General features: G+C 42.4%; 9 protein-coding genes. 1 reads left to right on the forward strand and 8 read right to left on the reverse strand.

What is annotated here, in order from left to right; all coding sequences use genetic code 11:
- Positions 1-570: 570 nt before the first annotated feature.
- From ACO5GU_RS05850 to ACO5GU_RS05880, 7 genes are all read right to left on the reverse strand, one after another.
- On the reverse strand, positions 571-2,460 hold the full coding sequence (locus ACO5GU_RS05850) for an MSCRAMM family protein (RefSeq protein ID WP_484930405.1): 1,890 nt from the start codon (positions 2,458-2,460) through the stop codon (positions 571-573).
- 230 nt (positions 2,461-2,690) lie between these two features.
- Positions 2,691-4,955: a glycogen/starch/alpha-glucan phosphorylase gene (locus ACO5GU_RS05855; RefSeq protein WP_484930406.1), complete on the reverse strand. Its 2,265-nt coding sequence runs from the start codon at positions 4,953-4,955 to the stop codon at positions 2,691-2,693.
- Positions 4,955-6,448 carry a 4-alpha-glucanotransferase gene (gene malQ, locus ACO5GU_RS05860; RefSeq protein ID WP_484930407.1) on the reverse strand — a complete coding sequence of 498 codons (1,494 nt, stop codon included), beginning with the start codon at positions 6,446-6,448 and terminating at the stop codon, positions 4,955-4,957. Before malQ ends, ACO5GU_RS05855 begins: the two co-directional genes overlap by 1 nt.
- 61 nt (positions 6,449-6,509) lie before the next feature.
- Positions 6,510-7,703: an ABC transporter ATP-binding protein gene (locus ACO5GU_RS05865; RefSeq protein WP_314008615.1), complete on the reverse strand. Its 1,194-nt coding sequence runs from the start codon at positions 7,701-7,703 to the stop codon at positions 6,510-6,512.
- 48 nt (positions 7,704-7,751) lie between these two features.
- Complete coding sequence (locus ACO5GU_RS05870) at positions 7,752-8,591, reverse strand: carbohydrate ABC transporter permease (protein WP_035435075.1); 840 nt, start codon at positions 8,589-8,591, stop codon at positions 7,752-7,754.
- Positions 8,591-9,445: a carbohydrate ABC transporter permease gene (locus ACO5GU_RS05875; RefSeq protein ID WP_484930408.1), complete on the reverse strand. Its 855-nt coding sequence runs from the start codon at positions 9,443-9,445 to the stop codon at positions 8,591-8,593. The genes ACO5GU_RS05870 and ACO5GU_RS05875 overlap by 1 nt, the downstream gene beginning before the upstream one ends.
- Positions 9,446-9,528: 83 nt before the next feature.
- The gene (locus tag ACO5GU_RS05880) at positions 9,529-10,839 is read right to left on the reverse strand and encodes an ABC transporter substrate-binding protein (protein WP_484930409.1); all 1,311 of its coding nucleotides are present in this window, start codon (positions 10,837-10,839) and stop codon (positions 9,529-9,531) included.
- A 294-nt stretch (positions 10,840-11,133) separates the two neighbouring features.
- On the opposite strand from ACO5GU_RS05880, the gene ACO5GU_RS05885 reads away from it, so the two are divergent.
- On the forward strand, positions 11,134-11,853 hold the full coding sequence (locus ACO5GU_RS05885) for a GntR family transcriptional regulator (protein ID WP_035428116.1): 720 nt from the start codon (positions 11,134-11,136) through the stop codon (positions 11,851-11,853).
- A 7-nt stretch (positions 11,854-11,860) separates the two neighbouring features.
- Here ACO5GU_RS05885 and ACO5GU_RS05890 read toward each other — a convergent pair whose 3' ends face one another.
- On the reverse strand, positions 11,861-12,739 hold the full coding sequence (locus ACO5GU_RS05890) for an ABC transporter permease (protein WP_484850649.1): 879 nt from the start codon (positions 12,737-12,739) through the stop codon (positions 11,861-11,863).
- Positions 12,740-12,906 lie beyond the last annotated feature (167 nt).

Below are 12,906 nucleotides of genomic sequence, written 5' to 3' on the forward strand. Positions count from 1 at the left end.
ACCCATGGGTCACTACCTTGTCTTTTGTTGTTGCACTAGCAATGAGAATTCAAGGTTTATTCTTGCTGTGCTTTGTAAAGCACGCTGATAACTTTTAAACGCGTTACTAGCTATTTCTATGCCTTCCCATGTTTTCACAGATATTTTATTAGCAATTTTCTTCTTTACTTGTCATGATCAACTTTTGATTTATTTCCTTGAATATTCATGCAATTAAATTCATTTCTATGAATACGTAATTTTCAGGCTCAAAATTATGTGCCGAAAAAGGTAAAAAACCCGTTTAGTTGGAAATGAAAATTGAAAATTAGCTGTTTTATCTCCAACTAAGACGATTTTTTACCGCGTCAAAAACTTTTATCTGGGCAAACGTTGTATGCAGAAAAATGAAATCTCCAACTAAACGGCTTTTTTACCGCTTGAGGATATGTTTTGCCTCAAACAGTGTTGATTGTACAGACTGCGCAGACCAACGCCCAACTAAGCATCTACCCTACTCTACTTTACCAAGCAAAAAAGAAGGCTGTGCGAAGCACAGCCTTCTTTGCACTTGTGATCTGTACGCCAAAACTAACGGCGAGCCTTTACAGAGTACGCAAGACCGGAAGCAATAATACCTGCAGCAGCAAGTGCGCTTGCAATTGACATTGCATCGCCAGTATCTGGCAGGTTAGACCTCTTCTTCTTAGGAGTCTTAGGCTTTGGCTCTGGATTAGGATCCGGCGTTGGGGTTGGTGTAGGAGTTATTGGCTTATCAGCTGTAGCAACTTCCGTAGGAACAATGGTCTGATCTGCAGCATTGAATGTTGCAGGAGCTACCGTAAATGGAATCTGATTTGCATTGAGTTCATATCCCTCTGGAGATGCAGTCTCAACCAGGTAATAATCGCCTGGCGTCAGATAGAACTTATCTCCATCCTGATAGATACCCTTAGTCAGCAAATCTGCAGTTGCCGCAGTGTTCTGAACCAGTGTAGTCAGCTCAGTCTTTGTAAGAACATCTCCGGATGTAAAGGTACCGTCTGCACCAGTAGTAAGCCCCTCTTTAACCAGTGTGCCATCAGCCTTGTATAGGCTATAGGTTGCACCAGCAACAGGCTTGGAAGCATCATCAGAGTCAGTCTTCACAAGCTTCAAAGGAGAAGGAACTGCACGATACGTGAGGTAATACTGCCTGGTACGGTTTACAGAACCGTCTGCGTTGAAGCCAGGGGCCAAAACCGAATTATCGCGAGGACCAGAGTTATACGTACCAATTGCAAGAGATGTTCCCTCTGGGACATCGATATCGTTTGCAATATAGACGTAAGAATCACCAGGTCCCGCAGACTTAATCTCGTCAACCGACTTACGAACAGTGGTCAGCAGCAGATTGGTTGAAGGATCAGTCTCAAACTTATTACCGCCGGCAACAGAGTCATCTGCAGTAACGCCAGCGTACTCAGGCATGTACACAACATGACCCTTTGTGTTGTAACGCGCAGACACCTGACGATCCTCAAATGCTGCGGAGGTTGTATATGTAGCAGCAAGATCATCAAGACCAAGAACACTTACTGCACCGTTACCATAAATAGGAAGGCCAGCATTTCTTTGAGCGATAGGATCACTTAGACCAAGACCATTAAGCTGCCTGTATGCCAGATCGTCGACATAGTGATACACAGCCGTTGCTGTATCAATGACTCGCGCAGGATAGCGCTTGGTGTATGCGTGAGTGCCTCCCCAAGATTTCTTAATGCCACCCTGAATTCCCAGCTGATAAGACCTATCAGAAATGTTCAGTGGTGCGGAGAACTCAATGTACTGACGAGCTGTGACTGGTGCAGTAAATACAGCAGCAGGCTCTTCATATGAAGTGCCACCCATAATAGACTGACCATTGACCTTAACGGTAAACATCAAATTAGTCTTTGGACCACCACCCGAAAGAGCACCTGTTGCGTCCATTGGTTTGTATGTATCAACAGCAGCATGAGCCGAAACAGCCACCTTACGCAGACCATAACCATTTGGATCATTGTGTGGGAAGTTGATCAGATTCTCTGCATCGCCGAGAAGAACGTAGTAAGCACGAATTTCTCCGCCCTCGGCAATCATCTGCGCAACAGAATATTTAGTTGGATCCATGTCCAGCTTGAGCGCAGTTCCATCAGGCTTTACCCAGTAATAACGCGCGATGACACCCGTACGGTCCTCTCGCGGTTTAGCGGCCTGAGCAGTAATCTCTGCCTGAATTTCAGCATCTGAAATAAAGTCAGGGAATGGATTTGCCACGGTCTGCGTACCGTCAAGCGGAGCGCCGTCCACATCTTCGGAATAAACTGTTGGGTCAGCAGCAAATGCTGTGTGTGGCAGAGCAAACGCCAAAATTGCACCCACAAATAGCATAAGAATTGCTAAAACCGTGAAGCGAGAAAATCGAGTGCTTCTAACGCTTCTAACAGAAGTGCTGTTCATACATCCTTCTTTCAGCGTGAAGGGTGAATATTTATGTATATACCATAGCTCATTTCTTGTCATTTATGCAGATGAGACCAAAACAGATGATATTTTCGTTCATTAAATCGCTAGAGGAACACATTCAAGCGGCCTAGACTACTGGTCTAGGCCGCTTGTTAAGTCCGCTTGTTATGACTACATTAGACCGCTGGCTTAAGTGGCGGTTTGCTGATCCGTATTACTTACATCTACTTATCAGGAGTAAGGTGCCAAATCTCATTGTTATATTCGGCAATAGTTCTATCAGATGAGAACGTTCCTGCCATAGCAATATTTGCAAGAGACTTCTGGAGCCACGCTCTCCTATCCTCATAATCATCGAACACGTGCTCTTTTGTTGAAATGTATGCTTCCAAATCAAGCAGCGTCATAAACCAGTCTTTTGAGCACAGGTTTTTGTGAAGACGCTCCAGGCGCTCCTCATTTCCAAGAGAAATAAACTCTGGGCTAATTAAGAAATCAACGAGCGGTTTAATCTGGGGCTTTTTATAAAACTCTTTTGCTTTGTAACCTTTGTGCTCATAAAGGCTTACAACCTCATCACTTGAAGCACCAAACGTGTAGATATTCTCCTTGCCTACCAAGTCGGCAATTTCTACATTTGCACCATCAACTGTGCAAACGGTAACAGCGCCGTTAAGCATGAACTTCATGTTGGAAGTTCCAGAAGCCTCCTTGGAAGCCAGTGAAATCTGCTCAGAGATATCTGCTGCTGGAATAACGTGCTCAGCGGCAGTAACGTTGTAATTCTCGATCATTATCACCTGAAGATATGATGAAACATCTGCATCATTTGCAATCAAAGACGAGAGAACAAGAATTGCATGAATGATATCTTGAGCAGCCACGTATGCTGGTGCAGCCTTACCACCAAAAATGACAGTAATAGGATGCTTTGGAAGGTGTCCGGACTTAATATCAAAATATTTCCAAATCAAATAAAGCAATAGCATTTGCTGACGCTTATATTCGTGGAAACGCTTCACCTGGACATCAATAATGGAGTCGGCATTAACTTTTGCATCTTGAGTGTCCAGCAAAAATTTGACCATTCGATCTTTTGCTGCTTGTTTTATTTCCTGCAGCTGATTGAGGACTTCTTCGTTATCGCGATACTCTAAAAGCCCCTCAAGATGAGCGGTTGTTCTCCAATCATCTCCTAATAACGCATCAAGATACTCGGCAAGCTCGGGATTACAACCCATTAGCCAGCGACGGAAAGTAATTCCATTAGTTTTGTTAGAGAATTTCTCTGGGTACAAATCAAAGAATGACTTGAGCTCTGTCTCTTCCAAAATCTTAGTATGAAGCGCTGCAACGCCATTGATACTAAAGCCGTAATGAATGGCAAGGTTAGCCATGTGAACTTTCTTATCAATGATGACTTGTACACTTGGATCTGCAACGGTACTACGGATGTGTTCGTCAAGCTTTTTGATAATCGAAGCAATCTTTGGAGAAACTTCCTCGATAAATTTAAGAGGCCATTTCTCAAGAGCTTCTGCCAAAATCGTATGATTTGTGTATGCAACTAGTGAAGAAACAATGGTTACAGACTCTTCAAACGAGATATCGTATTTCTCAGTCAAGATACGAATAAGCTCTGGAATTACCATTGTGGGGTGCGTATCGTTAATCTGAATCACAACATAGTCAGCGAGGTCATGAACATTACTGCCGCGCTCAACCGCCTCTTTAACGATCAGCTGTGCAGCATTTGAAACCATAAAATATTGCTGATACACACGAAGAAGCTGACCGTCTTCGTCCGAATCGTCGGGATACAAAAAGAGCGTTAGATTCTTTTTTAAAGCAGTCTTATCAAAATCAATAGCGTCATCAGAAACTAATGATTCGTCGATACTTTGCAGGTCAAACAAACGAAGTCTGTTTTTCTTTGTTCGGCCATATCCCAAAACATCAATGGAATAGAGCTCAGACGTCACCGAGAAATCTCTGAATTCTACGGTAAATGATGTCTTCTCGTCTTCAAGCCACCCATCATCAGCAAGCCAAGCGTCTGGAACGGCAGTTTGCTGTCTATCTAAAAACTGCTGATGAAAGAGTCCAAAATGATACTTAAGGCCTACACCATCGCCTGGCAAACCAAGTGTTGACATGGAGTCGATAAAGCATGCTGCCAATCGACCAAGACCACCGTTACCAAGTGAAGGCTCAACTTCAATCTCTTCGATGTCTTCGAGCGAATGGCCTGCTCTAGAAAGCTGCGATTTTACTTCGTTATAAATTCCCAGATTGATGAGGTTATTTGAAAGCAGCTTGCCAATCAGAAACTCTGCGGAGATGTAATAGAGCCTCTTCTTACCATTATTTAACGGAAGAGCTTCCGACTTACTCTTAACCACTTGAAGCAGTAATTCAAAAACCTGCCTGTCAGTAATTTCAGTCAGAGGTTGGTTAAATTGTTGAAGAGATAAAGTGTCTAAGTTCATTACTTCTCCTCTTTGTACACTCTGAAGTACATCTCAGTAATAGTTCTTAAGAAATCTTCTGTATGACGCGTAATGGCTCCTTGCTTCATACGCCAACACCAGTTACCTCCAACAGTAGCTGGAACATTCATGCGTGCAGAATCATCTAAGCCGAGAAGATCTTGCATGGTGTGAATACACGTGTCGCTCACAGAAGCTGCAATTCCACGTGAAAGCGCCTCACCAATTGGCTCATCTTTTGAGCGATGAAGATAAATATCTGCCTGTTCACGCTCTCTATCAGTAGCCTGAGTTTCATACCAACCACGAGCAGTTGGATTATCATGCGTTCCCACATAAGCAATAGTGTTTGCAGTGTAATTGTGAGGAAGATCTCTTGAATCATGCTTTCCATCAAATCCGTACTGCAAGATTTTCATTCCTGGGAAACCACTTTTGTCTCGCATGGCGATAAGCTCTGGTGTAATTAAGCCAAGGTCTTCCGCAATGATTGGAAGCTTTCCAAGCTGCTTTTCCAGTTCCTTAAACAGCTCCAAATCTGGCCCTTTAGTCCATTTGCCTTCTGTGGCGTCTGCAGCTCCGTAAGGAATCTCCCAGTATGCCTCAAAGCCCCTAAAATGATCGATTCGAAGCACATCAAACATCTCAAGATTTGTCTGTATGCGCCAAACCCACCATGCATAATGCGATTTCTTCATATACTCCCAGTTATAAATGGGGTTTCCCCAATATTGACCGGTAGAAGAAAATTGATCAGGAGGAGTGCCCGCAACCGTAATAGGCCGTCCTGTTTCATCCGTTTTAAACAGCTCTGGCTGTGCCCACATCTCAACAGAATCGCGCGAGACATAAATGGGAAGATCACCAATTATAAGTACTCCCCTTTTATTGGCATACGTCTTAACCTTTGCCCATTGAGTAAAGAAGAAATACTGAGTCATCTTGTGATACAAAACTGACTTTTGCAGTTTCTTAATTTCTTTTGCAGTAGTCTCGTTTCTGTGCTGATAAAGTTTTGGCCACTCCCAGTAAGCTTTATATTCAAATTCTTCCTTTAGAGACATGAACTCCGCATAAGGATCAAGCCACTCTGCCTGATCATGACAGAACTTCTCGAAATCAGCAGGTACATCCTGCATAAACCTGTCAAAGGCACGATTAAGTAAACGACGATGATTTACAAAAAGCGCACCATAATCAACGCGAGTATTGCTAGTCCCAAAAGAAATATCTTCAAAGTCATCTGACTTTAAATATCCAAGTTTCACAAGATCTTTTAAATCTATATAGTAAGGACTTCCCGCTGCAGCAGAAAAAGACTGATAAGGAGAGTCACCATAACTAGTGGTGGTAAGAGGCAAAACTTGCCAATATCTTTGTTTTGTTCTGACGAGAAAATCAATAAAATCGTAGGCTTCTTTGCCAAACGTGCCAATCCCATATGAATTTGGAAGAGAAGAAACGGCCATAAGTACTCCGCTTGCTCGTCCCATAGTTGCCTCTTTCACAAAAAGAGTACTGGCTTATCTTTTCAAGATAAGCCAGTACAAAGGTTTAATACTTAACTAGATTATCTTGCGTATTCTTATCAAAGAGATGAACAGCATTGTCTTCGAATTTAAACCACACTTCATCACCAATTTTGAGGTCTCGTTTTGCAAGTTCAGTTGCTGGAACAATAAGGACAAAATTACCGTCTTCAGTATGAACATGAAGGTGAACAGTAGAGCCCATAAGCTCACTTACCTCAAGATTGCCCTTGAAAGCGCCAATTCCATTTGGCTCAGTCAAATAAATTTGCTCGGGCCTAATGCCGACAATGACATCTGTTGCTGGCGCAGCAACCCAAGACTGTGCTAACAGATTAGCCATCTCAGGAGAAATTTCAAATGACATGTTTTCTGTCTCCACATGGAACTCATTGTCCACGCGAATAAGATGTGCGTTAAAGAAATTCATTTGAGGCATGCCAATGAAGCCAGCAACAAAGAGATTAGCCGGTCTATTAAACACTTCTTGTGGTGTTCCAATTTGCTGAACAAAGCCATCCTTCATAATGACAATGCGGTCGCCCAAGGTCATTGCCTCTGTTTGGTCGTGTGTAACATAAACAAAGGTTCCATTAACCTTCTGACGAAGCTTAATAATCTCTGTACGCATCTGATTTCTCAGCTTTGCATCAAGATTTGAGAGTGGCTCATCCATCAGGAAGACTTTTGGATCACGGACAATTGCACGACCAATTGCAACGCGCTGACGCTGACCACCAGAAAGTGCCTTTGGCTTACGATCAAGATATGCTGTAATACCTAATGTTTCTGCAGCTGCACGGACCTTCTCGTCAATAACTTGTGGATCAACCTTTTTAAGCTTAAGAGTAAACGCCATATTGTCATAAACGGTCATATTTGGATACAGCGCATAGCTTTGGAAAACCATTGCAATGTCTCGGTCTTTTGGTGCGACATCATTAACAAGCTTTCCATCGATATAAAGCTCGCCAGAAGAAATATCTTCTAGACCTGCAATCATACGCAGTGTAGTAGATTTTCCGCAACCCGAAGGGCCAACAAGCACAACAAACTCGTGCTCCTTAATAGTGAGATTGAAATCCTGAACAGCAACAACGCCTTCTTCAGTTACCTCAAGATTGCTCTTTTTCTGCTCAGTTTTCTTACCAAAGAGAGTCTTGCGCTTCTTCTCATTTGGGTAAATCTTTTTTATATTCTTCAAAACGATTTCTGCCATGATAAAACCTTTCAGAAATGCCTACAGCTTGCTGTAATACATTGAGATTTAGCCTTTTACAGCACCAGAGACGACACCATCGATGATGTAGCGCTGGCACAGTAAATACATAATGACAATTGGGATAATAACCATCATGATGCAGGCAAACATTGGACCCATCTCAACGCGTCCATATCCACCTCTAAAGTACTGAATCAGAATTGGGATAGTTTGGAATTTGGTTCTATCCAGAACAAGATATGGAAGCAAATAGTCATTCCAGACCCACATAGTTTCGAGAATACCAACAGAAATATACGTTGGCTTCATAATAGGCAAAACAACATGGAAGAATGTCTGAAGCGGATTGCAGCCATCAATAGTTGCAGCTTCCTCAATCTCAAGTGGAATAGTCTTAACAAATCCAGCAAACATAAATACTGCTAGTCCAGCACCAAAGCCCAAGTAAATGAAGCAAATATTGAAAGGAGTATTAAATCCAAGCGTGTTTGCCATATTGGACAGTGTGAACATAAGCATCTGGAACGGTACTACCATCGAGAAGACAAACAGATAATACAGAATATTACTAATGCGATTTTTTACACGGACAATAAACCATGCACACATTGAGCAACAAACCAAAATCAGCGCTACAGATGTGATGGTAATAACTAGAGAATATCCAAAGGCTGCTAAAAAGCCCTGCTTATCCAAAGCAGCAATATAATTAGCAAAACCCGCAGAGTTCTCTGAAGTTACAAAATCAAACGCCGTGGATGTGGTAATAGTTGTTTCTTCCTTGAATGAATTCATCAAGATCATAACCATTGGATAAATCCATGCAAGAGAAAGGATAGTAAAGAATACAGCTAAAATTTTGTTAATGATCTTATCGCGCTTCATTATTGCTGCACCTCCCTTGACCTGGTGGCTCTTAGCTGAATCATGACAATACAAATAACTAAAATGCAGAAAATAACAGCTTTAGCCTGGCCGATACCCATCCACTTTGCTCCCTGTCGAGCGTAGAAGGTGTTGTAAATATTAAGAGCAAGCATTTCGGTTGCGTGCTTAGGCTCACCTGCAGTAAGTGCCAAGTTCTGGTCAAATAATTTAAAGCCATTTGTAACTGTTAAGAAAAGACAAATAGTAATGGTAGACATAAGGTTTGGAATTTTTACCTTCCAGAGAGTCTGCCAAGCATTTGCTCCATCGACTCGTGCTGCTTCAAGATAATCACTTGGAATAGATTGCAGGCCAGCAATATAAATAATCATCATGTAGCCAACTTGCTGCCATAAGGTAAGAATAATCATTCCCCAAAATCCTGCAATGCTATTAAGCGCAAGAAGCTGCTCGCCTACAATAGAAAGCAAGCAGTTAATCAAAATATTCCAGATGTATCCCAGAACAATGCCACCAATAAGATTGGGCATAAAAAAGACAGTTCTAAATGAATTAGTACCCTTAAGGTCTTTTCTAGTTAGGGCAAGTGCAATTGCAAGCGCCAGCACATTAATAAGAACTGTTGAGACTAGGGCAAACAGTGCGGTATACCAAAAAGCGTTAGCAAACTGTGGGTCAGAAAAAGCTGCTACATAATTATCCAGACCAACTGGCTTGGCGTCACTAATGGTAATAAATTTACAAAACGAGAGATAAAATCCCTGCACAAACGGAATCAAAAAGCCAAACAAAAAAGATAGCGCTGTGGGCAGAACAAATAATGGCCACCACCGCTTCAACATCTTAGCCATAGAGATACCCTCCAATAACAAGAGACGAGAAGAGAGATCTCTCTTCTCGTCTCTCACCAATCAAAGCATTACTAGAAGGACTACTATGCGTTAGCCTCTTTTTCAGCCTTCCAACCGTCAACAAATGCAGACTTAACAGCATCCCAGTCCTCTGTTCCTGCTGCATAGCCCTTAAGTGCACTGGAGAGATTGTTCTTCCACTCCTGAGAAGGAATGTAGATGAAGTCCCAAGCCACGGACTCATTACCCTTCTTTGCATACTCAGCAGCAATGTTTGCAAGGGCGTTCTTAGTTGCCTTTGCATTCTTGAAAGGAATGGTGAAGCCCATCTCCTCAGCAATTGCAGTGGTAGCAGTATCAGAAGTTACGCACCAATAGATAAAGTCAAGCGTTGCCTTCTGGGAAGCGTCATCTGCCTTGGAGCTTACGCACCAATAGTTCTCGCCACCAGAGCACATACCCTGCTTCTCTTCACCCTTTACGCCAATATAAATTGGAATCATACCAAGAGCATCGTCGCCAAGCTTCTTAATGTCATTGTATGCCCAGGTACCGTTCTGGTAGAAGACAGCGTCGCCATTGACAAACTCTGCGACAGCGTCATCACCGGTCTTGCCAGAAAGCTCAGTTGGGCTGCATGTAGCATTGTTGATATAGAGATCAAAAATCTGCTTGTAGTTAGGGAGATACGTTCCCTTAATTTCCTTAGCCTCAGGCTTACCGGTATCCTTGAACTCATAGTACAGAGGAAGATTTGCAAGGTGTGTAGTAAAGCGCCAGTCAGAACTGGAATCAAGACCAGCGCTGGTGAATGCGCCCTTTACGCCAAGCTCTGCTTTGCGAGCCTGAATATCCTCAACGACCTTCTTCAGCGAAGCAAAGTCTTTGATGTCGTCTCCCTTATAGCCAGCCTTCTCAAGCAGCTTCTTGTTGTAGATAATGCCGTAGTCTTCCTCTACATAATCAACACCGTAGACAACGCCATCCTCCTGAAGCTTAAGAGCGTCATTAGTGAGCTCATCCAGAATCTTGGCACCCTTAAGGTCAACGCAGTAATCTTTTACACCGATAAGACCAGAAGGACCATTTGTCTGGAACAATGTTGGAGCTACAGAAGCGTCCTTGTTAATCTCAGACTGGAATGTCTGTGCATAGGTATCAGAAGCAGCAGTTACTACCTTTACAGGAACCTTTGTTTCCTCAGTATACTTAGCTGCAAGATCTTTCCACTGCTGATCAGCCTCAGGCTTGAAGTTCAGGAAATAAACTGAACCGTTTGCAGAATCAGACTCTCCCTGCTTTTTGTCGTTATTTCCACCACAAGCAACAAGACCCAGTGAGCAAAGAGCTGATGCACTTAAGGTGACGAACTGCCTACGATTAATACCGGACATAAGACTCCTCCTTAGAGAGTGCTCCTAACTCTTTGCTAGGTTGCATCTCTTCTCATGATTTTCATAAGCTATGCTTTGATACACGTTCAAAACAATTTTGCTTATGTCTACAGAGAAAAGTATATTTGTACTATCGAGTTGTTTAAACAACTCACTTCCGAGCGGTATGAAATTATCGGTAAATGGTATGAAAGGAACTATTTTATGTTCGTTCCATTTTTATAAAGCTACTATCTAATCAAGAGCAACTTGAACATGCAACTCCAGCCTTCAACAGCACGTTAAGGAAAAAATATGCCAAGCGCACGATTTAATACGATTTATCATGATTTAAAAAATAAGATCTTAGACGGGACATATGCGTATGAGTCCTATTTACCAACCGAGATGGAGCTTACTAAGATATATTCCTGCTCCAGAAACACCGTTCGACGTGCGCTCACACTTCTGTCCGATGAAGCTTTTCTTCAGCCTATTCACGGTAGGGGCGTACGCGTTATTTGGCAGAAAAAGCCAAGTGAAGTTATTGGCTCATTAGAAGGACTTGAGTCCTTTCAAGAATATGCCCACAGAAACAATCTTGTACCTGAAACAAATGTCATTGTCTTTGAGCACGTTCCTTGCACAGACAGTATTTCTCATCAAACTGGTTTTAAAGCAGGAGAAGAACTTATCCACATTGTTCGAATCCGTAAACTCGACGGATCTTCTCGCCAGATAGATAACGACTACCTTTTAGCATCTGCCGTTGGAAATCTAACCATTGCTGATGCATCAACGTCTATTTATGCATACCTAGAAAACACGCTTCATATGAAAATTCTAAAGAGCAAAAGAACAATCAGTGTTGAACTGGCAACTGAAGAAGACCAGCAACATTTAGAGCTTGGAGATTTTAACTGCGTTGCAGTGGTGGAAAGCCATTCATTCAACTCAAAAGGCGTTATGTTTGGCTTCACACAAACTCGTAGTCATCCAGAAACGTTCTGCTATAAGGTTATTTCAAAAAGATAATCTGCGGTTAAATGTGCAGAATAAATTTCTTCTCTAGTTTATGGAAGACGATATAGCCAATTACGAGGGCAAGAACTGCAGAAACAAGGCAGCCTAAAATGGTGCTTGTTGCAGGAAACTTCTGGAAAAGAAGGCAGTCTCTAATAAATGTTACAAAGTGGAACATTGGATTAAAACGCTCAATCTGAAGCATCCAAGGCGACATGATATTAACGGAGTAAAAGAGCGGTGTACCATACATCCAGGCAGTGGTTACAACGCTCCACAGGTGGATAACGTCTCTAAAAAAGACTGCAAGGGCCGAGAGAAGCATTGCAAGACCGATGCAAAAACAAGCCAGAAGCAGCAAAGCAACAGGTGTGAGCAATGAATAAATTGTCAGCGGAATGCGGAAGACAAGCATAACAATGCCAACAGCAATGAGCGAGAAAAGATAGTTTACAACCGCAAAAAGTACTTTTTGAACTGGAAAGACAACACGATTAATGCGAACCTTCTTAAGCAGGCTAGATGCATCAATAATTGAGCGCATTCCCATTGTAGTTGCATCGTTCATCAGCTGAAAAGCTGTATTACCAAGAATAAGATACAGAGGATAGTTCACAACATCCTCGGCACGGTTGCCCAAAAAAGTAGAAAAGACAACTGCCATAACGGTCATCATCAAAAGTGGGTTCAAAACTGACCACACAACGCCCAAAATGGAACGGCGATATTTGAGCTTGAAGTCTTTACTTACCAGCTGACGCAAAATGAACTGGTCACGCTGATGTGTTGGATACCATGCATCTCGAGCAGAAACAGCAACAAGACTTGCACTATTAGTATTTGCAGAAACTACGCTTGTGTCCTGCGCATTTTTAGTTTGTGTTGAAGACTCGCTCACGCGCTATCCTTTTCTACCGATTTCTGTATGGTTTATCCTAGCACAGACAGACAAAGCCGTTTAAACTTGAAACGTTGTTGAACTGTTTTCTCCACTATTTTATTTGGATATGTGGTGACAAGACTATTTAGTAACAGCGCGCTCAACAGCAGCGCTTGTAGAAATGG

The sequence above is a fragment of the Lancefieldella sp. genome, assembly GCF_057237245.1.